This window comes from Paenibacillus vandeheii, assembly GCF_030433635.1.
Lineage (GTDB): Bacteria > Bacillota > Bacilli > Paenibacillales > Paenibacillaceae > Paenibacillus > Paenibacillus vandeheii.
On sequence record NZ_JAROCD010000029.1, the window covers coordinates 1 to 23,870 of the forward strand.

At 47.0% G+C, this 23,870-nt stretch carries 24 protein-coding genes and 1 tRNA gene; 16 read left to right on the forward strand and 9 right to left on the reverse strand.

The features are described 5' to 3' along the window. The first annotated feature begins 80 nt into the window (after nucleotides 1-80). From P5G61_RS31325 to P5G61_RS31360, 8 genes are all read left to right on the forward strand, one after another. A tRNA-Gly gene (locus tag P5G61_RS31325) sits at nucleotides 81-151 on the forward strand. Nucleotides 152-517: 366 nt separating this feature from the next. Continuing rightward, nucleotides 518-2,383 (forward strand): 3D-(3,5/4)-trihydroxycyclohexane-1,2-dione acylhydrolase (decyclizing), encoded by a 1,866-nt coding sequence (gene iolD, locus P5G61_RS31330; protein ID WP_301250040.1) that lies wholly within the window; start codon nucleotides 518-520, stop codon nucleotides 2,381-2,383. 219 nt (nucleotides 2,384-2,602) lie between these two features. Further along, nucleotides 2,603-3,505, forward strand: a complete 903-nt coding sequence (gene iolE, locus P5G61_RS31335; protein WP_301250041.1) for a myo-inosose-2 dehydratase — start codon at nucleotides 2,603-2,605, stop codon at nucleotides 3,503-3,505. A gap of 181 nt (nucleotides 3,506-3,686) precedes the next feature. Continuing rightward, nucleotides 3,687-4,697 carry a 5-dehydro-2-deoxygluconokinase gene (iolC, locus tag P5G61_RS31340; protein ID WP_301250042.1) on the forward strand — a complete coding sequence of 337 codons (1,011 nt, stop codon included), beginning with the start codon at nucleotides 3,687-3,689 and terminating at the stop codon, nucleotides 4,695-4,697. A gap of 72 nt (nucleotides 4,698-4,769) precedes the next feature. Continuing rightward, nucleotides 4,770-6,245 (forward strand): CoA-acylating methylmalonate-semialdehyde dehydrogenase, encoded by a 1,476-nt coding sequence (locus tag P5G61_RS31345; RefSeq protein WP_301250044.1) that lies wholly within the window; start codon nucleotides 4,770-4,772, stop codon nucleotides 6,243-6,245. A gap of 78 nt (nucleotides 6,246-6,323) precedes the next feature. Further along, a complete protein-coding gene (iolG, locus tag P5G61_RS31350; protein ID WP_301250045.1) occupies nucleotides 6,324-7,376 on the forward strand; it encodes an inositol 2-dehydrogenase in 1,053 nt (350 codons plus the stop codon). 272 nt (nucleotides 7,377-7,648) lie between these two features. Continuing rightward, nucleotides 7,649-8,458: a 5-deoxy-glucuronate isomerase gene (gene iolB, locus P5G61_RS31355; protein WP_301250047.1), complete on the forward strand. Its 810-nt coding sequence runs from the start codon at nucleotides 7,649-7,651 to the stop codon at nucleotides 8,456-8,458. Nucleotides 8,459-8,667: 209 nt separating this feature from the next. After that, the gene (locus P5G61_RS31360; RefSeq protein WP_301250048.1) at nucleotides 8,668-9,675 is read left to right on the forward strand and encodes a LacI family DNA-binding transcriptional regulator; all 1,008 of its coding nucleotides are present in this window, start codon (nucleotides 8,668-8,670) and stop codon (nucleotides 9,673-9,675) included. A gap of 150 nt (nucleotides 9,676-9,825) precedes the next feature. Here P5G61_RS31360 and P5G61_RS31365 read toward each other — a convergent pair whose 3' ends face one another. Continuing rightward, nucleotides 9,826-11,805 (reverse strand): methyl-accepting chemotaxis protein, encoded by a 1,980-nt coding sequence (locus tag P5G61_RS31365; RefSeq protein WP_301250049.1) that lies wholly within the window; start codon nucleotides 11,803-11,805, stop codon nucleotides 9,826-9,828. Nucleotides 11,806-12,084: 279 nt separating this feature from the next. On the opposite strand from P5G61_RS31365, the gene P5G61_RS31370 reads away from it, so the two are divergent. Continuing rightward, a complete protein-coding gene (locus tag P5G61_RS31370) occupies nucleotides 12,085-12,594 on the forward strand; it encodes a hypothetical protein (RefSeq protein ID WP_301250051.1) in 510 nt (169 codons plus the stop codon). Beyond that, nucleotides 12,591-13,085: a GNAT family N-acetyltransferase gene (locus tag P5G61_RS31375; protein WP_301250052.1), complete on the forward strand. Its 495-nt coding sequence runs from the start codon at nucleotides 12,591-12,593 to the stop codon at nucleotides 13,083-13,085. Before P5G61_RS31370 ends, P5G61_RS31375 begins: the two co-directional genes overlap by 4 nt. 142 nt (nucleotides 13,086-13,227) lie before the next feature. On the opposite strand, the gene P5G61_RS31380 is transcribed toward P5G61_RS31375, so the two are convergent. From P5G61_RS31380 to P5G61_RS31405, 6 genes are all read right to left on the reverse strand, one after another. Further along, nucleotides 13,228-13,587, reverse strand: a complete 360-nt coding sequence (locus P5G61_RS31380) for an STAS/SEC14 domain-containing protein (RefSeq protein WP_301250053.1) — start codon at nucleotides 13,585-13,587, stop codon at nucleotides 13,228-13,230. A 229-nt stretch (nucleotides 13,588-13,816) separates the two neighbouring features. Next, nucleotides 13,817-14,617: a DUF4261 domain-containing protein gene (locus P5G61_RS31385; protein ID WP_301250054.1), complete on the reverse strand. Its 801-nt coding sequence runs from the start codon at nucleotides 14,615-14,617 to the stop codon at nucleotides 13,817-13,819. Between the two features lie 119 nt (nucleotides 14,618-14,736). Beyond that, the gene (locus tag P5G61_RS31390; RefSeq protein ID WP_301250055.1) at nucleotides 14,737-15,093 is read right to left on the reverse strand and encodes a DUF1304 domain-containing protein; all 357 of its coding nucleotides are present in this window, start codon (nucleotides 15,091-15,093) and stop codon (nucleotides 14,737-14,739) included. Nucleotides 15,094-15,219: 126 nt separating this feature from the next. Next, nucleotides 15,220-16,038 carry an AraC family transcriptional regulator gene (locus P5G61_RS31395; RefSeq protein WP_301250056.1) on the reverse strand — a complete coding sequence of 273 codons (819 nt, stop codon included), beginning with the start codon at nucleotides 16,036-16,038 and terminating at the stop codon, nucleotides 15,220-15,222. Further along, nucleotides 16,026-16,553, reverse strand: coding sequence for an AAA family ATPase (locus tag P5G61_RS31400; RefSeq protein ID WP_301250058.1), 528 nt, complete (start codon nucleotides 16,551-16,553; stop codon nucleotides 16,026-16,028). The genes P5G61_RS31395 and P5G61_RS31400 overlap by 13 nt, the downstream gene beginning before the upstream one ends. A gap of 40 nt (nucleotides 16,554-16,593) precedes the next feature. After that, nucleotides 16,594-17,331 (reverse strand): WecB/TagA/CpsF family glycosyltransferase, encoded by a 738-nt coding sequence (locus tag P5G61_RS31405; RefSeq protein WP_301250059.1) that lies wholly within the window; start codon nucleotides 17,329-17,331, stop codon nucleotides 16,594-16,596. 335 nt (nucleotides 17,332-17,666) lie between these two features. Here P5G61_RS31405 and P5G61_RS31410 point away from each other — a divergent pair, with 335 nt between their 5' ends. Further along, nucleotides 17,667-18,116 carry an SRPBCC family protein gene (locus P5G61_RS31410; RefSeq protein WP_301250060.1) on the forward strand — a complete coding sequence of 150 codons (450 nt, stop codon included), beginning with the start codon at nucleotides 17,667-17,669 and terminating at the stop codon, nucleotides 18,114-18,116. A 124-nt stretch (nucleotides 18,117-18,240) separates the two neighbouring features. Here P5G61_RS31410 and pyk read toward each other — a convergent pair whose 3' ends face one another. Further along, the gene (gene pyk / locus P5G61_RS31415; protein WP_024633767.1) at nucleotides 18,241-19,656 is read right to left on the reverse strand and encodes a pyruvate kinase; all 1,416 of its coding nucleotides are present in this window, start codon (nucleotides 19,654-19,656) and stop codon (nucleotides 18,241-18,243) included. A gap of 112 nt (nucleotides 19,657-19,768) precedes the next feature. Between pyk and P5G61_RS31420 the strand changes: the two genes are divergently transcribed. After that, nucleotides 19,769-20,548: a helix-turn-helix domain-containing protein gene (locus P5G61_RS31420; protein ID WP_301250061.1), complete on the forward strand. Its 780-nt coding sequence runs from the start codon at nucleotides 19,769-19,771 to the stop codon at nucleotides 20,546-20,548. A 144-nt stretch (nucleotides 20,549-20,692) separates the two neighbouring features. Here P5G61_RS31420 and P5G61_RS31425 read toward each other — a convergent pair whose 3' ends face one another. Then, nucleotides 20,693-21,364 carry a phosphatase PAP2 family protein gene (locus P5G61_RS31425; protein ID WP_301250062.1) on the reverse strand — a complete coding sequence of 224 codons (672 nt, stop codon included), beginning with the start codon at nucleotides 21,362-21,364 and terminating at the stop codon, nucleotides 20,693-20,695. A gap of 298 nt (nucleotides 21,365-21,662) precedes the next feature. Here P5G61_RS31425 and P5G61_RS31430 point away from each other — a divergent pair, with 298 nt between their 5' ends. The 4 genes from P5G61_RS31430 to P5G61_RS31445 all read left to right on the forward strand — a co-directional run bounded on the left by P5G61_RS31430 (nucleotide 21,663) and on the right by P5G61_RS31445 (nucleotide 23,841). After that, the gene (locus P5G61_RS31430) at nucleotides 21,663-22,448 is read left to right on the forward strand and encodes a CPBP family intramembrane glutamic endopeptidase (RefSeq protein WP_301250063.1); all 786 of its coding nucleotides are present in this window, start codon (nucleotides 21,663-21,665) and stop codon (nucleotides 22,446-22,448) included. A 143-nt stretch (nucleotides 22,449-22,591) separates the two neighbouring features. Then, a complete protein-coding gene (locus P5G61_RS31435; protein ID WP_024633771.1) occupies nucleotides 22,592-22,828 on the forward strand; it encodes a DUF6953 family protein in 237 nt (78 codons plus the stop codon). A 387-nt stretch (nucleotides 22,829-23,215) separates the two neighbouring features. Beyond that, nucleotides 23,216-23,416, forward strand: coding sequence for a cold-shock protein (locus P5G61_RS31440; protein WP_024633772.1), 201 nt, complete (start codon nucleotides 23,216-23,218; stop codon nucleotides 23,414-23,416). Nucleotides 23,417-23,613: 197 nt separating this feature from the next. Next, on the forward strand, nucleotides 23,614-23,841 hold the full coding sequence (locus P5G61_RS31445; protein WP_024633773.1) for a cold-shock protein: 228 nt from the start codon (nucleotides 23,614-23,616) through the stop codon (nucleotides 23,839-23,841). The last annotated feature ends 29 nt before the right edge of the window (nucleotides 23,842-23,870 follow it).

Sequence of the window (23,870 nt, forward strand, 5' to 3'; positions counted from 1 at the left end):
GATGTAGCTCAGCTTGGTAGAGCACCTGGTTTGGGACCAGGGGGTCGCATGTTCAAATCGTGTCATCCCGATTTTTACTTGCGGGTGTAGTTCAATGGTAGAACTTTAGCCTTCCAAGCTAATAGCGTGGGTTCGATTCCCATCACCCGCTTTATAGTAATACAAAAAGAGAGATGGTTCTTGCCATCTCTCTTTTTGTATTTTTTTACGTGCCCATCTGCACCTGGTACTCATTCCACTGCTAACAAACCTAATCTCAATAGTACCATTATGATTACGGAAGCTTAGAGATATGAGATTATCAGATCTCCTCATTAACAACGATAGGATAGTGCACAGAAATATATTCACAAGTAGGGTTTAATTTTTATTTATTTAAAACGCTTACAAAAACATCTTGCCTAATCCTTCCGCCTGTAATACTATATCAATTAAGCGCTTAACCTTTAGGGGTAAAGTGCTTAAACTTAACGTAGATTAAGCGCTTAACCCGTAAAGGGAAGGGAGATGTCAATCCATGACAACAATTAGACTGACGATGGCTCAGGCACTGCTCCGATACCTGGATCAGCAATATATTTCTGTGGATGGGGTGGAAACCAAGTTTGTGAAAGGTGTTATCGGCATATTTGGACACGGCAACGTAACGGGGATTGGAGAGGCACTGGAGCGTAGTTCAGGAAGCCTGACGTATATGCAGGGTAAGAACGAACAAGGCATGGTACATACGGCAGCGGCCTATGCCAAGCAGAAGAACCGAAGACAAATTTATGCCTGCACGACATCTATCGGACCAGGTGCACTGAATATGATTACCGCAGCGGCAACCGCAACAGTCAATCGGATTCCTGTTTTATTGCTTCCGGGTGATAACTTTGCGACACGTGAACCAGATCCCGTGCTGCAACAGCTGGAGGTCAGCGGGGACTATACAATTTCAGCCACTGATCCGTTTAAGTCGGTCAGCAAATACTGGGATCGTATCGTGCGTCCCGAACAGCTGATGATGGCTGCCACGCAGGCGATGCGCGTGCTGACAGACCCGGCGGAGACGGGCGCGGTCACGCTGGCGCTGCCGCAGGATGTGCAAGCAGAGGCGTACGATTACCCGGAATCGTTCTTCGCCCGTAAGGTGCATTACCTGGACCGCCGGCCCCCGGTCCAGGCGGCTATTGAACGGGCAACGCAGCAGATTGCCCGTGGAAGGAGGCCGCTGATCATTGCTGGCGGCGGCGTGTTGTATGCAGAGGCGTCCGCGCAGCTGGCTGAATTCGCCGAGGCATTTGGCATTCCGGTTGCCGAGACCCAGGCTGGCAAGAGTGCCTTGCCGTGGGACCACCCACTTAATGTGGGGGCCATCGGTGTTACCGGCTCTCTGGCTGCCAACCGGCTCGCTAGAGATGCGGATGTAGTGATCGGCGTCGGCACCCGTTTCTCGGATTTTACGACGGCGTCCCGGTCTGCTTTTCAACATCCTGATGCGGCTTTCATTAACATTAACCTGAACGGCATGGATGCCGCCAAACTGGGTGGGGAAGCGATTTTGGCTGATGCACGGGAAGGTCTGCAAGCGTTGCAAACGGCTTTACAGAAACAGCAATACCGCAGTGGTTACAGAACATCCGAGATCGCCGAACTGCGGGATGAATGGAACAGCGAGGTGGATCGGCTTTATGGACTGCAGCACGAGGCTGGGCTGGCCCAGACCACTGCGGTGGGTGTCATTAACCGGACCATTGACCCTTCTTCTGTCATCGTGTGTGCTGCGGGAAGTTTACCCGGAGACTTGCACCGTCTGTGGCGTGCATCCGCACCAAAAACATACCACATGGAGTATGGCTTCTCCTGTATGGGCTATGAGGTAAGCGGGGCATTCGGAGCAGCTCTTGCCGAGCAGGATCGTGAAGTGTATGCCATGGTGGGTGACGGTAGTTACCTGATGTTGCATTCTGAACTGGTGACGAGCTTGCAGGAACAGAAGAAGATGACCATTTTGCTATTTAATAATAACGGATTCCAGTGTATTCACAATTTGCAGCGGGAGCACGGAAGTGACGGGTTCGGCAATGAGTTCCGCTATCGGGAATCGGAGAGCGGACGACTGACAGGGGATTACATGCCTATCGATTTTGCAGCTCATGCCCGCAGCCTTGGAGCCAAAGCCTATAAGATAGAGACGACAGAACAATTGGAGCAGGCGCTAAGAGATGCACGGAATGAGACCGTAACTACATTGATTGAAATTCCGGTTGTTCCCGGAACCAATGCAGGCGGATATGAGTCGTGGTGGAATGTGGGCGTGCCAGAAGTATCTACGGAAGAAAAAGTGGTTCATGCTCACCACGCGATGCAGGCAAACCGTGCCAAGGCTAAACTCATTTAATTGCGCATGCATGTGCATTAATCCAAAAGTATCTTCTAACCAGCATGATATAGATAGAAATGCTTTACTCGTGAATCCGTTGTATGGATCAGGTTGCTTTTCCCTCTAAATATCTTGCACTTAGGAGTGAGTTGATTCGAAATTATGCAAAATGCATCGTTCAGCACACTGCACTGAATGATGCGAGAAATGTTGAACGACAAAAGGAGACGTGGAGCCATGAACAAGCTGCCATTTCAGCTCGGGATTCATCCGATCAACTGGGTCGGAGAGGATGTGAAGGAGCATGGTGATGCAACAACATGTGAACAGATTCTGGATGATATTCAGCGGCTCGGACTGACAGGTACGGAGATGGGACGCAAATATCCCACGGATCCAGACACATTGAGCGAGGAATTAGGTAAACGCACCATACGCCTTGTTTCCCAGTGGAAATCGGTATTGTTCTCCGATCCGGCGTATCGTCAGTCTGAGCTGGACAGCTATCGCAGACACGCGGAGTTTCTGCAATCGATGGGCAGCACTGTGATTAGTACAGCGGAAGTAGGTGGTTCCCTGCATTTTGATCCAAGACGGACACCTCATGAAAAAGAAGTATTAAGACTCAGTGAATCGGAATGGGAAATCCTCGCTGAGGGGCTGAACGAAGCAGGTGCCATCGCCCGTGAGCACGGGTTGAAGCTGACATATCACCATCATGGCGGCACGGTAGTCGAGCAGCCGGAGGAAATCGATAAACTGATGGAGTTGACTGACCCATCCCTTGTTTATTTGCTCTATGACACAGGCCATGCCTACTACGGTGGAGCCGACCCGTTAGCTCTCCTACGCAAGCATTATGACCGGATTGCCTACATTCATCTGAAGGATATTCGTCCTCAAGTGCTGGACGAAGCACGGGCTGAACAGTCCGATTTTGTGGGTTGCATCCGTAAAGGGGTATTCACGGTTCCCGGAGATGGTTGTATTGATTTTGCGCCGATTCTGCAGGAACTAATCACCCGAGGTTATGATGGCTGGGCGATGCTTGAAGGGGAGCAGGATCCTGCAATTCATAATCCTTATGAGTATGCGCGGAGATCCTTGCAATATATGGAGTCCTTATACCAGCACAGCTGATAAAGTCATGGCAATCGGGAGAGAGCCATACCATGAGGTAAACCGGATGATGAGTATGTAAGTTTGATGATTTTTCTAACAACACTACAGAGACGAAACTTTAAACTTTAAACTTCGCAATTCTAAATAAGCTATCCATATATACATGCAAAATCCCATCATAGAAAGGGGTTCAAATGCAATGACCTACGTATCCTTTCCTGGTTCCAGGAAGATGGATTTCACCGCGATTGGCCGTCTGTGCATCGACTTGAATGCCAACGAGATCAATCGCCCGATGGAAGAGACAATGACCTTTACAAAATATGTGGGCGGATCTCCGGCCAATATTACGATTGGCATGTCCAGACTCGGCATGGAAACGGCGTTTATCGGCAAAATCGCGAATGACCAGATGGGCAGATTCATTAACAGTTATCTGGAGCGGAATGGGATCGATACATCAAACGTGGTAACGGATGATACCGGGGCTGTGACGGGGCTTGCTTTTACCGAGATCAAAAGCCCAACCGACTGCAGCATTCTGATGTATCGCGACAATGTAGCTGATCTGTTATTGCAATCGAGAGAAGTGCAGGAACAGCTGATTGCTGACTCCAAAGTGATGCTGATCTCAGGCACAGCCCTCGCCCAGAGTCCATCGCGTGAAGCGGTATTTCAGGCACTGACCTATGCGAAAAAGCATGGCACAGTCATTGTGTTTGATCTGGACTATCGTCCATACACATGGACATCAGCAGAAGAGACGGCGGTCTATTATAACCTCGCAGCTGAGAAATGCGATATCATCCTGGGCACACGTGAAGAGTTCGACATGATGGAGACGTTTGACCATAATCCAGACCATAGCGATCAGGTGACCGCGCAAAAATGGTTCGACTTTTCCGCCAAAATTGTGGTCATCAAACATGGAAAGGAAGGCTCCATTGCCTATACAGGTGAAGGGCTATCTCATCAAGCGGACAGCTACCCTGCGCGTGTGGTGAAAACGTTTGGTGCAGGTGATTCCTACGCGGCGGGCTTCCTGTATGGGTTGATGCAGGGGTGGACGATTGAACGCAGCATGGCGTTTGGCAGTGCGGCAGCAAGTATCGTGATTTCCAGCCATAGCTGCTCGGATGCAATGCCAACGGTCGAACAAGTGAATGATTATATTGAACGCTGCAATCGGGGCGAAATTACGGTGTCCTGAAGCGTGTTGAAGTATTTGGAGTACATGGAGTAATTTGAGGCAACGCACATATAAGCGAAGGGAGACAGGGCTATGGGAAAAGGGATTTCGGAAGCGTCAGCAACAGCGACAATGGTTCAAAACTGGATCGGGGGTGCCTGGGTGACCCCGGCGGCAACCCGTACGGAGCCGGTCGTAAATCCGGCTACGGAAGAGGTCATTGCACACGTGCCGCTGTCTGAACAGGCGGACGTGGATTTGGCCGTCCAGACGGCACGGGAGGCGTTCCCGTCCTGGAGCGGCACGCCAGTTCCTCGCCGTGCGCGCATCCTGTTCCGCTACCAGCAGCTGCTGGTAGAGCACTGGGAAGAGCTTGCCCGGCTGGTTACGCTAGAGAACGGTAAAAGCTATGCCGAAGCTTATGGCGAGGTGCAGCGCGGTATTGAATGCGTCGAATTCGCGGCAGGCGCTCCGAACCTGATGATGGGCAAACAGCTGCCCGACATCGCTACCGGGCTGGAGTCGGGCATGTATCGGTACCCAATCGGTGTTATTGGGGGAATAACCCCCTTCAACTTCCCGATGATGGTACCGTGCTGGATGTTCCCGCTGGCGATTGCGTGCGGTAACACCTTTGTCCTGAAGCCGTCCGAGCGCACACCGCTGCTGGCAGGCCGCTTGGCTGAGCTGTTCAAGGAAGCAGGGCTTCCGGACGGCGTGCTCAATATCGTTCACGGTGCGCATGACGTCGTGAACGGGCTGCTTGAACACAAGGATGTTCAAGCGATTTCTTTTGTCGGCTCACAGCCTGTCGCCGAATACGTCTATACCACCGCTTCCGCGCATGGCAAACGAGTGCAGGCGCTTGCGGGTGCCAAAAACCACTCGATCGTTATGCCGGACGCCGATCTCGACCTGACGGTGAAAGAAATCACCAGTGCGGCCTTCGGCTCAGCCGGAGAACGCTGTATGGCCTGCTCGGTTGTTGTCGCCGTGGGGGATGTCGCTGATACGCTGGTACAAAAGCTGGTGGAAGCGGCAGACAGAATCACGATTGGTAACGGTATGGATGAAGGGGTATTCCTGGGTCCCGTAATTCGTGGTCCACATAAGGAACGTACGCTCAGCTACATTGAATCCGGAGAACAGGAAGGTGCTGCTCTGATCCGGGATGGTCGTAAAGATGAGGCGACAGGCAAGTCCGGTTATTTCGTTGGTCCGACAGTATTTGATGAGGTGCAGAGCACCATGAAGATCTGGAAGGACGAGATATTTGCACCAGTGCTCTCGGTGGCGAGGGTAGCTACGCTGGAGGAAGCTGTGGAACTGGCGAACCGTTCCGACTTTGCCAACGGGGCGTGTCTGTTCACCCGCAGCGGAGCGAGCATGCGTCAATTCCGTGAAACCATTGATGCGGGCATGTTGGGCATTAACCTGGGCGTACCAGCGCCAATGGCATTTTTCCCTTTTTCCGGCTGGAAGAAATCCTTCTACGGTGATTTGCATGCCAATGGCACGGATGGCGTTGAGTTTTATACTCGCAAAAAGATGGTCACTGCCCGCTGGTAGTCACTCAGGGCATAGGGGATACCCAGGCCAAGGGGAGAACGTTGAGTGCACATGGACACGTACAGGGAGGATAACGGAATGGGCAAGGACAAAGTGAGAATTGGCATCATCGGCGCTGGGCGCATTGGCAAAATTCATGCAGATAATCTCCTGCGCAACCCACATGCCGAGATTGTGGGTATCAGTGATTTATTTGCAGGACCCGAGCTGGAGGCGTGGGCCTCCGAACGCGGCATACCGGTGGTAACGACAGACAGCAGTCAACTGATTGACATGCCGAATGTGGATGCAGTGCTAATCTGTTCCTCAACAGATACACATGTGCCACTGATTGAACAGGCAGCCCAGGCGGGCAAACATATTTTTTGCGAGAAGCCTGTTAGTATGGACCTTCATCAAACTCAGGCAGCTGTTGCAGCCGTGCAAAAGGCCGGGGTAAAGCTGCAAATTGGATTCAACCGTCGCTTCGACCATAACTTCAGACGGGTACGTTCACATGTGCAGGATGGAATAATTGGGGAACCGCATATTATCAAAATTACTTCTCGTGACCCGAGTCCGCCGCCAGCGGAGTACATTCGGGTGTCTGGCGGGATTTTCATGGATATGATGATTCATGATTTCGATATGGCCCGGTATCTGTCCGGGAGTGAGGTGGAGGAAGTCTATGCTCAGGGCAATGTGCTGATTCATCCTGTGTTTGCGAAACACGGCGATGTGGATACGGCCATTGTGACAATGAGTTTTGAAAATGGAGCCATTGGCGTCATTGATAACAGCCGCCAGGCGGTATATGGATACGATCAGCGTGTCGAGGTATTTGGCTCGTTGGGCAGCGCTACAGCTGCAAATGATCATCCAAATACGGCAGAAGTCAGTACATCAGCCGGGCTGATGCGCGACAAGCCGCTGCACTTTTTCCTGGAACGATACAATGAAGCGTATGTACAGGAGACCGCTCTTTTCATCGATGCAATCAGGAATGATTCTCCTGTCATCGTGAGCGGAAATGATGCGGTTCAGGCAGAACGCATTGCGCTTGCCGCGCGCATGTCCATGGAACAAGGCAGACCTGTGAAACTGCGGGAAGTTCCTGGAATGTCGCTGGAATCGCAGACGATTGCTCCGTAGGACCATTTTCATAACTATAAAAGTTCAACTAAGAATATTTACACTAACCACTACGATGACAGAACAACCTTCCGATCACTGTTATCCCCAGAGTTTCAAATTTTCTTTTTCCAGAGGGGAAATCCGGGGATAAAGGCGAACGCTTCGCTTCTCCAGGTTTTTTCTGTCCTCTTCGTTATCGTGTAAATATTTAATTGAACATATATAATCCATTTCATCTAATAGACAGCCATCAGAATTAAGAAAAAATATCGGAAGGAGTGGAAGGAAGCATGTCAGAACGCGTAGTAAAACCCGTATTGAATCCGAAAGTAGACGGAACGTTGTTGACGGTCACACCAGAGTCTGCGGGCTGGGAATATGTTGGGTTTCAGGTCGTACAGCTTGCCGAAGGGCAGACTCTAAATCGTGAGAGCGGGGATCAGGAACTCTGTATTGTAATTCTGAGTGGTTTGGCGAATGTAAGTACTCGTGAACATACATGGGAGAATATCGGGAAAAGAATGAGCATCTTCGAGAAAATTCCTCCGTATTCGGTTTACGTATCCAGTTTAGATCAGGTGGAGTTCACGGCTCTTACTGCATTGGAGATTGCCATATGTGCGGCACCAGGTAAAGGCACGTATCCGGCTCGTCTGATTGCTCCCGAAGATGTAGGTGTTGAGACACGTGGTTACGGCAACCTGGAACGACAGATTCACAACATTTTGCCGGAACAAAAAGAAGCAGACAGCCTGCTCGTCGTTGAGGTGTTCACGCCAGATGGACATTGGTCGAGCTATCCTCCGCATAAACATGATCGGGACGCCCTACCTGACGAATCCTTGCTCGAAGAGACGTATTATTTCCGAGTACAGCCAGAGCAGGGGTTTGCCATTCAACGTATCTACACAGATGATCGCGCTGTGGATGAGACGCTTGCAGTGAACAATGGGGAAGTTGTGCTTGTCCCGTGTGGATACCATCCGGTAGGTGCTCCTCCGGGATACGAGGTCTACTATTTGAATGTGATGGCAGGACCAACCCGGACCTGGAAGTTTCACAACGACCCGGACCATGATTGGCTTATGAATAAAAAGTAATGCAGGTAGATGGCATACTCGTATATTTTATCCTTCAAGTGAGCCAGGTTATCCGATTCCATTATTCGTTATCCAGGAAGTATTCCAGGCTTGGTTCATAATTTGATTCGGCTTCAAGTTGCGTATGCGGACTTCCCCCTGCATAATGAGAAGAAAACGATTACCTATATATAAGGAAATTTATATATAGCACAAATGGGGAAATAACAATGAAAGCAACCATATATGATATAGCACGCGAGGCGGGTGTATCCATTGCAACCGTCTCACAGGTTATTAACGGCAAAGGGAAAATTAGCGAGAAGCGGCGCGCCGAGATTATGGAGATCATGGAGCGTCTTCACTATCAGCCGAGCGCGATCGCCGCGGCACTTACAGGTAAGCAGACATACACGCTCGGGCTGCTCGTGCCCGATATCTCCAATCCGTATTTTGCTGAGCTGGCCAGAGCGGTAGAGGATCGCAGTCGGCAGTTGGGTTATAGCGTCGTAATTTGCAGCACTGACAATAAGGACGAGCGGGTAGAGCGATATCTGAATCTGCTTCAGCAAAAAAGGGTCGATGGCATGATGATCGGAACGGGCATTGATAACGCCGAAATTCTGTCCCCACTTCTGCAACAGTCCATACCTGTTGCTCTGATTGCCCGTCATATGCCGTCGTTATCGGTGCATACCGTTGCCATCGATGATAGGCTTGGCGGTGCTTTGGCAGCGCAGCATCTGCTTGAATTGGGTCATACTCACGTAGCGGTGCTGTCCGAACCGTTCAAAGTCAGCAGCAGTCAGGAACGCGTACGCGGATTTCGGGAAGTATTGGAGAAGGCGGGTCATTCTCTTGAAGCGGATCAGGTGAGAGAGTCATCTGCCGATCTGGGTTCAGCCAAAAAAGAGGCGCTCGTGCTGCTTAGGGAAAAGAATAGAGCGACAGGCATTTTCTGCTGCAACGACATGCAGGCGATTGGTGCGCTTCAGGCTGCCAAAGAGCTAGGCCTGCGTGTGCCTGAAGATGTATCAATCATCGGATTTGATAATACGATTCTGGCTTCAGTAACCAGTCCACCTCTGACTACGGTTGCCCAACCTATTGATGATCTGGGGCATCGTGCCGTTGATTTATTAATTGATGAGCTAAAAGATGAAGGTAAATCACCACAGAAAATTGTCCTGAAGCCTGAATTGGTCATTAGAGACTCGACAGGCAATGTATCAGATTAATGATGAAAACAACAGGGTCGTAATAGGAATTCCTTCGACTTTCAGGAAAAAACACTACAAAAAATAAGCATACAACTGACTATAAAACAAACATATGCGTCATAAAAAAACAAGCCGCTCACCTCTATGGGTGAACACGGCTTGTTTAAGTTAGATCTTGAACTTTTTCACTTCCTCATACAGTGCATTGGCATGCTGAGTCAGCTCATTGGAACGTTCCGAGATGCTTGTAATGTAATTGAACTGTTCCTGCGTAGAAGAAGCAACCTCTTCCGTGGAAGCTGCGCTCTGCTCCGACATGGCTGCAACACTGGAAATCACTTCTGCAATCCTGCCAGAGCTCTCATCCAGCTCGGTTGTAGCAGAGGATACCAGCTGAAGCTGGCTGTCGATGCCGTCAATGGATTGCTTGATACGGGTAAACGACTCGCGCATCTCATGAACAGCAGCTACCTGCTGCTCAATACCTTGTTCGGCCGAAGTAACTTCACTCACGCTTTGACGACTTGCCGCCTGAATCTCATCCAGCAGAACAATGATATCCTGTGCCGAGTCCGAAGACTGTTCGGCCAGTTTCCGTACTTCTTCGGCAACGACGGCGAACCCCCGTCCATGTTCACCCGCTCTGGCCGCTTCAATAGAAGCATTCAGGGCGAGCAGATTAGTCTGGGAAGCGATGCCTCGAATCATGCCGACAATGTCCTCGATTTTCTGCGACTTCTCCGCCAAAAGCGTGATCGACTCACCTACGCGGTCAATGGAACTCCGATTGCCGTCCGCAAGTTCCACCTGATGATCCACAGCTTGCATTCCGGCAAGCATGGCTTCCCCTGCTTCTCGCATCATCGTTACCGATTGCTCCACACTGCGGTTAATGCCGCCAACACTATTACTCATCTCTGACAATCGACTTGAACCGTCATAGACCGATTCCGCCTGTTTGCTGGACCCTTGAGCGAGCTCATCTGTGGCGATGGAGATCTGCTCGGCAATGCGTTTGGTATTGTCCGTATGCTCTTCCATCTCACCCGAGATGCTTTGCACCCGGTTAGCAGAGGAGGTGACCTGTTCCAGCAGCAGACTGAGTTGAGCGGACATCTGATTGAATGCTGTACCTAACTCTGCAAACTCATCTTTACCTCTGATCTGTACCCGACCCGTAAAGTCACCATTCGACATCTGTTGGGAGGTTGCGCCCAATTTTTTCAGCGGTTTGATGAATAGTGATGCAATCCAGTATGCTGCCGCCATAACTACGATTAGGGTAACAGCGATAATCAGAATGTAGTTATTTCGTAATTCATAGTATTCGGAATAGGCCAATTTTTCGGAAATGACTGAGCCTACCACCCAGCCTGTGCTGGGGATTTGGTTAAAGTACAACAGATAATTTTCACCATTGTAGTTAAACTTCTTCTCCCCTGAGGTGGCAGCTTGCATATCGGCCAGCAGTGGTTTTAATTCCGCATTTTCAGAGGCCGAGGTACTTACCAGTTTCTCGTCAGGGTGAGCCAGAAGCATCCCTTTTTTATCGATTAGAAATGTATATCCCAGCCCGTCCAAATTGATTTTTCCCACCGTATCTGTAAGGGTAGAGAGCAGTAAATCTCCTGCCACGACGCCTTGTAGCTGTCCGTCTTTATTCAGGACCGGCATCGTCATGGACACCGCGTATTGCTTCGACATCATATCCAGATAGGGATCCGAGAAAACCAGTTGATTGGCCTGCTTCGCTTGTTGGTACCAGGAACGCTCACGTGGATCATACCCCGCATCAGGTGTCCAATCCGAGCCATTCATGAAATGACCGTCTTGTTCTGAGCCATAGTAAAGATCCGACAGACTCTCTTTGTTACTGCCCAGCTTCATGATATCAAAATAATCTTCGTTCAGTTGTCCAGCCGGAATCGCTTCCTGAATTACAAACCCCAGAGTTTCCACAACTTTGGCATTTCTGCTGATCCATCCATCCAATTGGTTGGCCGCTGAGGACATTAATCCAGTTAATTTGGAATCGACATTGCGAGTGGCTTGTTTCTCTGTTTGGTATAAGCCTAGTGTTGCCAGTGGAATCGCTGTAATCAATACAGCAGCCAGAAACATCACCATTAATTTCGGTTTAAGTTTCATCCAATCTCCCCCTTTGATGTCCGCTGCCAGTATAGGCAAAGCTGAAAGCTTATGTAGTATATCGACATTTTTTTCAAAAACATAATATCGATATTTATCAAGTTAGTTAGCATCTCATAAAATTTAAAATGACTGGTTATAAAGAGGTATTTTCTATATAAAATGCATGTATTTAATGGATTATTTTAATGGTGAAGAACAATATTTGGATGATGAGATGGTATACTTGAAATGCAATTGTTAATTTCCTGATATACCCAACACCGAGAGGAGATTTCAATGAGAAAAAGAACCATAACCATTCTTGGTGCAGTCATTGTAATTGTGATTGCAGCTATTGTGATACCGATGTACATGTCGAGGCAACACACCACTTTTCGTGCAGAGGTCACGGATCATATGAGTATGCTGGATACACTGGATCGTCTGGTTATTAAGAAAATACCGACCGCCGATCCATACGATGAAGAAGAACTGACTATTAAAGATCCCCAAGAGATTAGAAATATGTTGAAGTTAGCGAAGGATATCGAATTAAGAAGAGTAAAGCAAACAGATATCTCAGAGCGATCCAAGGGGAACCCATATTACTTTGAATGGCGGCTTACGATTAAGAAAGAAGATCGATTTAAAGAAGGCTTTGGAATTACGTTTTATAACGATCATGCTGTCTCCATCTATAGTGAATACAAAACAAGAGACAAGCTTGAAAATTATGAAGTTACCAATGATTTGAATGTAAACGAAATGGAACGCCTCTTTACCAATTTGAAGGAGGGGAAGGAATGACGGAGTATCAATTGCGTCCCATTGAGGAGCAGGATATCCCTTTTCTGTGGGAGATGTTGTATGCATCCATGTTCAAGCGGGAGGGCGAAGAGCCTTTTGAACCTGAGATCATCCATAGCCCCGGCATGTCCAAGTACGTTGAAGGCTGGGGCAGAGAGGGGGATTTTGGATTCATCGCCGTGGATTCTCAGGGAAAGCGTATGGGCTCGGTGACGTTGCGGTTTTTTACGGAGCAGAATGCGGGGTACGGTTATGTAAATGCGGCTACACCCGAGATGGGAATGGCTGTGATTGAGGCTGCGCGTGGCAAAGGAATAGGCACCCGTCTCATCCAGGCGGCGTTAGAAGAGGCTCAAAAGCGGGGAATCGACGCCGTTTCGCTTAGTGTTGACCCGGATAATGAAGCCATTCGGCTCTATCGGCGTTTCGGATTCGTCGAACAAGGCATGAGTGGCACATCTGTAACGATGGTATGTGCGATGAATCCATGACCTTTTCGCAAACATGATGAAGTATTCATATGAAGAGTTTAAAAATATAAAAAGGCGTTCCCTTATTATCTGGGAAGCGCCTTAAGATATGACTTCATGTTCCTTGCACCATAGTTCCTTTGTGCTCACATAACAGCCCTTTTTAGTTCAATAAAAATGCCAAAGCTTCATCAATCGTTTCCCACTGGAATTCGGTCTGATGCTGCGATTCTTTGGAAATCCGGTTCAGTTGCATTTTGGCAATCGCCCCGCCTACTGCTACACTCGCACGCTTCATGCCCCACTGTGCCAGCAGTTTCTGGTGCTCCACCATTTTCTCTTTTGTATCCTGAGGAAATGCCTTCATATTGCGCATGTCCACCAGCAGATCAAACGAGTTACCCAATTGATCTGCTATTTTTTTTATCTCGTTATTTGTTTGTTCCACCTGTTCAGGAGAGACCATCCCTTCCCAAACTATTTCAATAATAGGTTGAGGTGAATCCAATCGTTTTACAGACATTTGGCAACTCCTTTGCGATAAAATATTATGTACTATATAAGTCTATTGACCTATTAATTATACCCACAATTTGCAGATATGAAAACAAAATTCAATATATTATAATACTTATGAACTATGTACTCCTAGCAGATACAATTTCAGGGAACCGTGTGTTGATGAGTTAAACGGACATCAAGCATAAGAAAGCCGCCCAGTCACGAGAGATCTGGACGGCTTTTAACGATGTCTAAAAACCAATCTTCAAGCTGCTGCCCTCTGTGGCAATTCCTTCCGAACGGGTGATGGGCAGCTTTTGTTCTGCGGAGAAGCCAAGCGTCTCGCCGTCATGCAGGGTTACATCGTTTTCGACAATATAAGTCACAGTCATATACATCATCTCAAATACTTCACTTAACGGCTCAGCCGATTGAGTAATTTCCATCTCATCTTTTCCGAAATTTCGCAATCCATAAGTGTAAGCCGAGGCGCCTTCAGGACTTTGAAATAATCCGATGAAAATCCAGAGGGAGACGGGCAGATCCTGCTCCTTAAGTCCACGACTGATTTCCACGTACTGACCTGCTTCCACCACAAGTGGTGCCATATATATAGCCAGCGCGTGATCAAGCTGAAGTAAGGCGTTCGCCGTTTGGGTGAACAGAATATGTGCCTGAATTGCGTCGGTTGCATTCAGAACAGAGACAATAATCTGAGATTGATGTCGTGAAGTGACTTGTACCGCTTCCCGCCATAGCACATTTAATTTGGCATTCTCCTCTACTTCGCGTTCAGGGACAGGAGCATTTATATGTGCACACACCACTTGCATTCCATCGACTTCGAAAAAAAGATTGCCTTCCTCCGGGCGGTCGTCAATTACAATATTCCACTCGTTTTTCATATTGCTGATGAAGGAGTCAAAGTTACAATCATCCCGCTCCAGCAAAACAAATCCAACGATGGTTTCGCTATAGGGAGCAGTATTTACGGCTCCGCCTGCGGGTACATGTTCCTTTTTGCGACGCCGAAGCTTGTCAAACAGTCCCATGAAACGTTCTCCTTTCCAAGCCAATCACAGTGATCAGGCATAATCCAATGCATATATATCCTTACCTTACCACATTGGAGCTTGTAATGAATCCGAGCATGGTATGGGTCAGCAGGTGATCAGAGGAAAAGAACCAGAAGTAATGCAATGATCGCAGGCAGCCCTTGTTTGATAATGATGGATCGTGTAGCGGTTACGGCTCCGTATATGGCGGCGATGATGACACATGCCAGGAAGAAGATCTGGATGTGCTGTCCGACGGTTCCATCCGGATAAACGAGTCCCCAGATCAAGCCTGCGGCCAAAAATCCATTGTACAGACCTTGATTGGCTGCCAAGGATTTGGTGGATTCCGCTAGTTCAGGGGTAAGACCAAACGTTTTCATTGTACGTGGACGAGTCCACAGAAACATCTCCATTACCATGATGTACAAATGTTCGATGGCTACAAGAGCAACAAAAATAATACTAATCAAACGAAACACCTTGCTTCCTATATGTCATTTGTTTACTAGTCTTACTCAGTATAAATGTTTGTAATCTGAACTGATAGTAGAAATTTAATTTTACACAAATTAATTGTGCTAAATATTACTCTTGATTCATCTTCTGGAATGGACGTAATCTTCAGGTGTGCTGCCGATAATGGATTTGAAATCTTTAATAAAGTGCGACTGATCATGATATCCAAGGTCTTGGGACAGCTTAACCAGATCACAATCCACACCCCGCTCCATTAGCTCAGCAGCATTTTGCAGGCGATAGAGCTTGATCACCATTTTGGGACTGATGCCCACATACTGATTGAACAGACGCTGGAGCTTTCTTGTGTGCATATTCCAAAAGGCAGATAAATCATCGACTCTCAACATATCCCGTTGTTGCTCAATCTGCAGCACAATCTGGCTGACCAGAACGGCTTGATTATCTGGAGAAGGTAGGTGGCTACAGAGTAGCTGATCCATATAATTGACTTTGTCCGCGTCACTTCCGTCCCCGAGCAGACGTTCTTCCAGCTGTGGAGCTTCAATATCAAGCACACCAGAGACTTCCAAGGGGTTCTCGTACAATGCGGAAACGGGAGTACGAATGAATGGATAGAAGCCGCCAGGTTTAAACTTCACCCCAAACACGCTTCCTTTTCCACGGACGAGATAGGAGAATTTCTGTCCGGATGGACCGAAGAAAAAGGTGCGACCCCGCTCTACCACCAGATTGACACATGGATTTGGAACCACATGCTGAAGATAAGGATCAAGCCCGGTAAGATCCCAGGAGACGATCCAGAAATGCTTCACCAACGGACTCAGCGCTTCGGAAGGCGCGTAGCGTGTCAGCCGATAACTTTTGTCACCTTTATCCAGGTTTAGAAGACCCATACTGGGTCTGGCAACATGATCCGCACGTTTCAATATGTCCATTCCTCCAAGTACGCCATCAATTCTACTTCGTTGCGAACAATGCACAATTTATGCTGGTGAGGCTGCAAAAACGCCATGATTAGCTCTTTTTCCTTGCGATCATGCTGATAGCTCCATTTATACATCCGCCAAAGCATGGTGAAAGTCTGTCTGTAATTTCCTTGTTCCAGCCCAAGCTTCTGTACTGCGAAACGTTTGAGAATGCGTACATTCCTTTTCCATACGGGTGTATTCAAATAAACGATAAGTTCAGCCTGCTCGAAGCTTCTTGCCACCCATTTATAGTGTACTCCTTCGATAATCCACTGATTGGAATGCAGGGCTTTTTGCAAGAGGGTGTCCCGTGTCTCCGGGCTATTGCGAACATCCTGTCCTTGAGATACACGGTGCCACACCATGTTATCAAGCTCATGATAAGGAAGGTCTAGACTTGCGGATAAATGGCGAGCCAGTGTAGATTTGCCACTGCCGACTGAGCCGATAATATGTATTTTGTTTGGCTTGAGTTTGATCATGGATTTTTCTCCAATCCTCCTGTCACCAGTCCCTTTGATATTACTTTTGTTCTCTGAACAACAACGCCCGAACAGCGAAACGTGGCAAAATGAGTTGTCTGCGCCATCTGGAAGGCTGTCTGAGCAGTCGATAAAGCCATTCCAAATTAAGCTTCTGCCATATCGCAGGAGCTCGTTTGGTTTTGCCGGCCAGAATATCCAGGCTTCCCCCGACTCCAATCGCTACACGAGCATTTAATTGATGGCGATATTTGTTGATCCAGTGTTCAGCATTGGGCGCTCCTAGGGCTACGATAAGAAAATCAGGTTGTGCCTCGCAGATCTCCTCTACGATTCTTTGCTCCTCGTCAGTTGCGAAAAATCCATGTTGTCTGCCACAAACGACTACACCCGGGTAGTTTTGCGTAATAACCTCCACAGCTCGCTTACTCACACTTTCTTCTGCCCCGAGCATATAAAAGGACCAATTCTTCTGGCTTCCTTCCTCCAACAAACGAAAAAGCAGGTCACAACCTGTTACCCGTTCGGCCAATTTTCCGCCTCGAAAGCGGGATACCATCACAATGCCCGCACCGTCAGCGGTCACGATGCCTGCCTGATCCACGACAGAACGAAGTGCCTGATCCTTCTGACAAGACATGACGATTTCCGGATTTCCTGTAATGACATGGAACAGTTCGGATGGTCTCTGATCGACTACATCAGCAAGAATTGTAACCGTCTGATCCATAGTTATATTGGGAAAAGGGATTCCCATAATATTCGTTGTTTGGTTCATATCCTCGTTCCTTTCTGGATGCTATCTATACGTGCGCAACTTGTATACATTTCCTGTTATTTCATTCCATTTGAGTATATCTGATCTCCTAGAAAAGCACTATATTTGTTGAATTTCAGGATAGGGCAATTTCGCTAGAAAACCTTCCATGGGTCCTCCTTGTGGTTGCTGTATATGAATTGGACGGTTTGAAGGTCGAATATCGTTTCTTCTTTTTATCTTTATTTTCGCTGTTGTCGCGTTTTTACAATACGTCGTTTGGGGTATAACGTAGGATAGTGTTGCAAGCAAGTGTCAGTTGTATCTTCAATACAACACATAAAGGGAGTGAGTTCATGGAATTGAAGTATGAGTTCTATATCAATGCCGGACAGGAAGATGTATGGAATGCTCTGATCTCGCCGGACGGTACACGGAGCAGCTTTTTTGGCAGTGAACTTCGTTCCAATTTTCAACCGGGTCAACCGTTCGCCTATGTAGGGCCAGGGAATGATGGTGCAGAGACGGTGCATGTGTACGGGGATATTCTGGAGTTCGAACCTTTATCCGTACTAAGCTACCTTGAACATCCCGGACCTTCCTACCACGCCAATCACGCCGAGCTTCAATCCAGAGTAGTGTTCCGACTGGAAACGGTAGGGGAATGTACGAAGTTAACATTGATCAATGATCAATTTACGGACAACCATCCATCCTTTGCGAACGCACAGAGTAGCTGGTGGATGATATTGAGCAGTATTAAGACATGGGTAGAGACGGGTAAAACGCTGAATTTTGGCTGGTAAGGGTTAGGCTTCGGGTACATTACAATTGGGTATGGCACTCTGGAACCAAAAATCCACCGAGACGCATTTCTGCTCTCGGTGGATTTTTGTATTTAGAACTATACAAGTATTTGTATCCGTTGAATTATACTTGTTGAACTTTGATCAAGTTGGTGTTACCGGATTGACCAATCGGTACACCAGCGGACAATACGATAATGTCCCCTTTTTCGATATAACCGGTTTTGATTGCATTGCGTGTAGCGGACTCGAACATTTCATCAGTTGTTGTTACCTTGTCGCCCATAACCGGAATGACACCGGAAAGCAGGCAGATTTTCGCCAGTACTTCTTGATGCTGTGTTACCGCGATGATCGGTGCTTTTGGACGATATTTGGAGATCATACGAGCGGTAAATCCACTTTCGGTGGAAGTGATGATCGCTTTGGCATTCAGGACGAGGGAAGAGCTAACCGCTCCCTGACTGATGACTTCGGTAATATCAGCTACTTGTTGAGCAGACTTCTGGTTGAATTGTTCTTTATAATCAATCATCGTTTCAGCACGGCGGGCAACTGCAGCCATCGTGCGTACGGATTGTACCGGATATTTACCGGCTGCGGATTCACCGGACAACATAACTACGTCAGCACCTTGAAGGACAGCGTTAGCTACGTCACTAACTTCGGAGCGGGTTGGACGCGGATTCACTTGCATGGATTCCAGCATGTGTGTTGCTACGATTACCGGTTTACCCGCACGGTTACATTTATCAATCATTTCTTTTTGCATCATCGGTACGTCTTCGATCGGTACTTCAACCCCGAGATCTCCACGAGCTACCATGATACCGTCAGATGCTTCAATGATATCATCCAGGTTGGTCATACCTTCCTGGTTTTCGATTTTGGAGATGATTTGTACGTGTTCTACACCGCGTTCTTTCAGAATGCTGCGGATTTCACGAATGTCATCGCCTTTACGAACAAAGGAAGCTGCGATAATTTCGATATCGTTTTCGATCCCGAATCCGATGTGCATAACGTCACGTTCCGTTACACCTGGCAAAGTCGTTTTAATTCCTGGCAAGTTAACCCCTTTGCGTGGTTTCAGAATGCCGCCGCTGATGATTTTACAGTGTATATCCGATCCTTCCACGGACAGTACAGTCAGATCCACCAAACCATCATCGATCAGGATGCGATCTCCAGGTTTTACAACGAGGTTCAATTCCGGATAGTTTACCGAGATACGCTCAGCGTCACCAAGAATTTCTTCGGTAGTCAGGATAAGCTCTTTACCCGCTTGAAGATGACAGGATGCTTCTTTCAGTTTGCCAATACGAACTTCCGGTCCTTTGATATCCATCATGATCGGTACGTATGTGTTCAATTCGGAAGCCGCTTTGCGAATATTATTAATTCGTGTAACGTGATCTTCCAGCTCACCGTGAGCCATGTTCAGACGGGCAACTGTCATCCCTTCCTGAATCATTACTTTTAACAATTCGATTGAGTCACAAGCAGGTCCCATAGTACAAATGATTTTTGTTTTCAACATGCTATTTTCCTCCTCATATGTTTGCTTATATGTGTATTGTAGCGTTTTCTGTCGAATCAGGGTATGAACTATAGTACAATGATTAGAATATAGTCCAATAATGAGGTGTGTTATGGTCACTCCATTAGAAGTACGACACATTAATGGTGTCGGATGGTACGAAGAAGCGGTGCAGTCACAGGCGACTTGGCGGTTAAGCTTGGTTACTTATGGAAAATGTGTATATTGGGTGAACGGAGAGAAACAGATCATGGAGAAGGGTGAGCTATTGCTCATACCCGCTGGCATTCCGTATTACGGCAAAAGCATTCCAACCGTAACCCATACGCAAATCGTTGTTCAATTACAGGGGGATCATACACAAGGTTTGCCCGCGCTGGAACGGAGTGAGGCCTTGCGACATAAGCCCGGATGTTATGAACTGATTCATGAACGCATGAAAGCTATCCAACAACAATGGCAGGAGCGTCCGTCTTATTATGTCATGATGAGCCAAGCCTTATTGATGGAAGTGCTTATTTATATAAACAGGGAACTGGACCGCGGGGTTATTCCACCGGAGAGGCATGTACATGCGGAGCGAATGAAGCGATATATTGAGCGGCATTACCGAGAGAAAGTTACGAAAGAAGAGCTGGGGGACGAGATTGGTAAAACCCCCAATTACGCAGCCGCGTTATTTAAAAGCATGACGAATCAGACGATCAGCCAATATGTTCATGATCAACGGATGAAAAGAGCCGTATATTTGCTTACCGAGTCACAGCTCTCCATTCAGGAAATTGCAGAATTTCTCGGTTACCGTGATCTGTCTTATTTTTACCGGATATTCAAGCGTTTAATGGGAAGCCCTCCATCTGATTTGCTCCATGAACGGCCACCCATCATATGAAAGACAGGGTCGCCACGGTCGCTTCTTGAAAAGTTCTTTCATTATAAGCATCAACATAATTCACGCAAAAAAAAGAGGGCCTCGGCCCTCTTTTTGATTTCATGACAGTTGAATGACTTCTGCCTTTGCAATATAAATCGTATACTAAGCGTTGCTGCTTGTATTTGTAGCCGTGAGTGGTTGCTTTGTTTTTTTGCTTGCCAAACCTGTGCGAACCGCAAATACATGGACAGCCCAGTACGCTGCTTCCGCGAACAGAATTCCACCTGCAACATCCAGCAGTGAATGCTGTTTCACAAACACCGTCGAAGCTATGATCAGCCACAGCCACACAGACCAGGAGATCCGCGCCAGTGGTTTGAAGTTCAAGTGGCGATTAATGATAATGAAGAGCAGATAACTTGTGAGACAGTGGATGCTCGGAAAACAGTTGAATGGAGCATCATTGGTATAAATAAATTGTACAAGTGCACTGCTCAGACCTGTTCCGATAACTTCCGGTCGTGGTACGTAAGTAGGGAAGACCGCAAAAACGATGTTGGCTGCGATCACTCCTACGTTATAGGTTATTAGCACACGCCAGAATAGCGATTTGTTCGTCAGACCCAAATAGAGAAATCCAAGATACAGAATCGGCATCCAACTGACATAGGGATAAATAAATTCTTTGATAAAAGGAATCTGTGTATCGATCCAGGCATAGTTGTAGAAGACATCACTTCCGGTGTTGCTGCCCAATAAAACATAAATGGAGCCTTGAAGCGGTATACATAAAATTGCCAGCAAATGTCCCCAGCGCATAAATAAAGCCTTCATAGTATCCCCCTGATTTCGTTCTTCTTTTCGCAGCGTGCATCTTACGCTCCATATATATGACGTTGCAAATGTGACGTACCCCTGCAACGATTCATTCCATTACTACTATAATGGACAGATTAGTACTTGAGCCATACCTGATTGTAAGGTAAAAGCTGTAAGAGGAATTCTCTTTTTTGTTACTTTTATAGTTTTATCCAGAAAAGGATACCCGATTATACAATAGATATGATACAACTAACTTGCGCTATGAGTTCATATGACAACCAATTAAAACGAAACGAGGCGGGTACAATCTATGAAAAACTCGCAATCCAGGCAAAACAAATCCTTTTCCGTGCGTAGACCTGTGCTGACGGTAGTGATCATTGAACTGCTGCTTTTACTGGCGGTTTTCACAGCAGGAGCGATTGCAACCGTGAAGCAGCTGGACTATACATCACCAGTACTGATGTCGTTTACTCCCATTGCTATCGTACTCGTTATTTATCTCACCCTGCGACGCAAATGGGGGGAAACCGGATTTCGCTCCTTAAGAACTATCCCGGTAAGTCATGCAAAGTATTATATTCCGCTACTCCTTGTACTGGGTACACTTGCGCTGAAAGGATTTACGGATTTAACCCTGTCCAAGGTCGCGTTTTTTATCTTTTTCACCTTGCTTGTCGCCTTTGTAGAGGAAACTATTTATCGTGGACTTATTTTCAAAACATTACTTCGTAAGAGTGCGATTGCGGCAGTCGTTACTTCAAGTGTTTTATTTTCCATCACTCATATCATGAATGCATTATCCGGCCAGAGTATGGCAGATACCGTTCTGCAACTGATCTATGCATTACTGCTTGGAGCAGCGCTCGCACTGTTAATGTTGAAAAACGGTAATATCGTAGTGCTTATCCTTTTTCATTTCATACATAATTTGATTCAATTTCTCGGTAATGACCGGCAAGATAGCGGAACACTTCCCTATGATCTCTTCATATTGGTTGTGTTGGTTGCTTATTGCGTATGGTTAACATTTAGCGTTCAAACGAAGTCCTCTTCTTCAGAGAGTAATACATCGGGGAGTTCGGTGGTTCATTAAAAGGATCGGGCTACAGTTGCTGCATAACTCTGTTTACCGCCAGCCAGGGGATCGTGGTATACTTCAGTCTGGCGGTATGACAGGCTTGGTTCATAATCGGAAGTCCGTCCACCCGTACAATGGATAAATAAATAGGTGATATTGTGGAAAAGACAGCACAGGCAGTGGCCGAATGGATGGTGCAGGAGATTAAGTTTACCGGTACACTTCATCAGGAAGCTGCAATTCAATATGTAAAGTCCAATTTTGGAGAAGAATTTGTATTTGTGAATGAGAATGGAAATGCTTCTTTATCAAAAGAAGTGAAGAAAGCGTTCCGCAAGCTACATGGTGGGCAGATTGCATGGGACCGTGATGCCTTTATGTGGGCATGGACCTAGTGTGTTATCCTGTGATTCGTTGAGGTTTCATGGCTGCATTGGATATGCATGTCAAAATTTTTTAAAGAAAATGTATAAGTTGGTTCGGATCTGCATATCCTTTCATAAGACCGCAATGAGCGCGGGCAAGCGACAAACCCTGTTCCAGCGCGTGCGAATAACATGTATTTCCAAAGCTGTTTGAAAAGAAAATACAAAGATTTGCTTTTTGGTGGAAACGGAGTTATAATAAAAACAAGTTGTAGAGAGTGGAAAACCTAATTCACATATTGTAAAGGGCGATCACTTATAGGTTATGACTGGTACCTTTTTCAATGTGTGAATTTTTATTTGCTTGCTGCAAAGAACAAAGGAACATGTTAATCTTTATTTGGAGGTGTAATTCACATGCAAAACGGAACAGTAAAATGGTTCAACGCTGATAAAGGCTTCGGTTTCATCGAAGTTGAAGGCGGAGAAGATGTATTCGTACACTTCAGCGCTATTACAGGCGAAGGCTTCAAAACGCTGGACGAAGGTCAACGCGTGCAATTTAAAATTGTACAAGGAAACCGTGGTCCTCAAGCAGAAGAAGTTGTAAAACTGTAATTAAAGCATAGCTGCCTTTAACATGTTATAATGGTAAAGGCAGCTTCTTTTTTATGAGCAGTTATGTAGTTATAATGAAAGTCGTCCCAATAGTTGTCGAGACAGAAGTCCGTACGGGACAAAACTTCCGCTAAGTAGTGGCTTCTGTGAAATAACGTCGGATTAGATGTTTTTCCATAACAAAGGGGGTAGAAGTCATGTATAATCGCAAAAAACCGTTGGAAGAGATTCCACAAGCGGATGCGGCAATCTGGGAATGTACGAGTGATACGTGCAAAGGATGGATGCGGGACAATTTTGCGTTTGATAGCGTGCCTACTTGTCCGATATGTGCTTCTGAGATGGTTAGCACGACCAGGATGCTGCCATTGCTTGAAAATTCGAATAGCAATCTGAAAACGATGCCTAAAGGAAATCGGATTTAACATAGCTTACCCGCCTCTAACGAGGTGTT

What these genes read in the sequence shown, in the direction of transcription:
- iolE (WP_301250041.1), top strand. Translation starts at nt 2,603, where the DNA reads ATGAACAAGCTGCCATTTCAGCTCGGGATTCATCCGATCAACTGGGTC.
- P5G61_RS31445 (WP_024633773.1), top strand. Translation starts at nt 23,614, where the DNA reads ATGTATAATCGCAAAAAACCGTTGGAAGAGATTCCACAAGCGGATGCG.
- P5G61_RS31400 (WP_301250058.1), bottom strand. Translation starts at nt 16,553, where the DNA reads ATGATCAAACTCAAGCCAAACAAAATACATATTATCGGCTCAGTCGGC.
- P5G61_RS31425 (WP_301250062.1), bottom strand. Translation starts at nt 21,364, where the DNA reads ATGAAGGCTTTATTTATGCGCTGGGGACATTTGCTGGCAATTTTATGT.
- P5G61_RS31345 (WP_301250044.1), top strand. Translation starts at nt 4,770, where the DNA reads ATGGGAAAAGGGATTTCGGAAGCGTCAGCAACAGCGACAATGGTTCAA.
- P5G61_RS31370 (WP_301250051.1), top strand. Translation starts at nt 12,085, where the DNA reads ATGAGAAAAAGAACCATAACCATTCTTGGTGCAGTCATTGTAATTGTG.
- P5G61_RS31360 (WP_301250048.1), top strand. Translation starts at nt 8,668, where the DNA reads ATGAAAGCAACCATATATGATATAGCACGCGAGGCGGGTGTATCCATT.
- pyk (WP_024633767.1), bottom strand. Translation starts at nt 19,656, where the DNA reads ATGTTGAAAACAAAAATCATTTGTACTATGGGACCTGCTTGTGACTCA.
- iolG (WP_301250045.1), top strand. Translation starts at nt 6,324, where the DNA reads ATGGGCAAGGACAAAGTGAGAATTGGCATCATCGGCGCTGGGCGCATT.
- P5G61_RS31375 (WP_301250052.1), top strand. Translation starts at nt 12,591, where the DNA reads ATGACGGAGTATCAATTGCGTCCCATTGAGGAGCAGGATATCCCTTTT.
- iolD (WP_301250040.1), top strand. Translation starts at nt 518, where the DNA reads ATGACAACAATTAGACTGACGATGGCTCAGGCACTGCTCCGATACCTG.
- P5G61_RS31420 (WP_301250061.1), top strand. Translation starts at nt 19,769, where the DNA reads ATGGTCACTCCATTAGAAGTACGACACATTAATGGTGTCGGATGGTAC.
- P5G61_RS31440 (WP_024633772.1), top strand. Translation starts at nt 23,216, where the DNA reads ATGCAAAACGGAACAGTAAAATGGTTCAACGCTGATAAAGGCTTCGGT.
- P5G61_RS31410 (WP_301250060.1), top strand. Translation starts at nt 17,667, where the DNA reads ATGGAATTGAAGTATGAGTTCTATATCAATGCCGGACAGGAAGATGTA.
- iolB (WP_301250047.1), top strand. Translation starts at nt 7,649, where the DNA reads ATGTCAGAACGCGTAGTAAAACCCGTATTGAATCCGAAAGTAGACGGA.
- P5G61_RS31380 (WP_301250053.1), bottom strand. Translation starts at nt 13,587, where the DNA reads ATGTCTGTAAAACGATTGGATTCACCTCAACCTATTATTGAAATAGTT.
- P5G61_RS31405 (WP_301250059.1), bottom strand. Translation starts at nt 17,331, where the DNA reads ATGAACCAAACAACGAATATTATGGGAATCCCTTTTCCCAATATAACT.
- iolC (WP_301250042.1), top strand. Translation starts at nt 3,687, where the DNA reads ATGACCTACGTATCCTTTCCTGGTTCCAGGAAGATGGATTTCACCGCG.
- P5G61_RS31430 (WP_301250063.1), top strand. Translation starts at nt 21,663, where the DNA reads ATGAAAAACTCGCAATCCAGGCAAAACAAATCCTTTTCCGTGCGTAGA.
- P5G61_RS31385 (WP_301250054.1), bottom strand. Translation starts at nt 14,617, where the DNA reads ATGGGACTGTTTGACAAGCTTCGGCGTCGCAAAAAGGAACATGTACCC.
- P5G61_RS31395 (WP_301250056.1), bottom strand. Translation starts at nt 16,038, where the DNA reads ATGGACATATTGAAACGTGCGGATCATGTTGCCAGACCCAGTATGGGT.
- P5G61_RS31365 (WP_301250049.1), bottom strand. Translation starts at nt 11,805, where the DNA reads ATGAAACTTAAACCGAAATTAATGGTGATGTTTCTGGCTGCTGTATTG.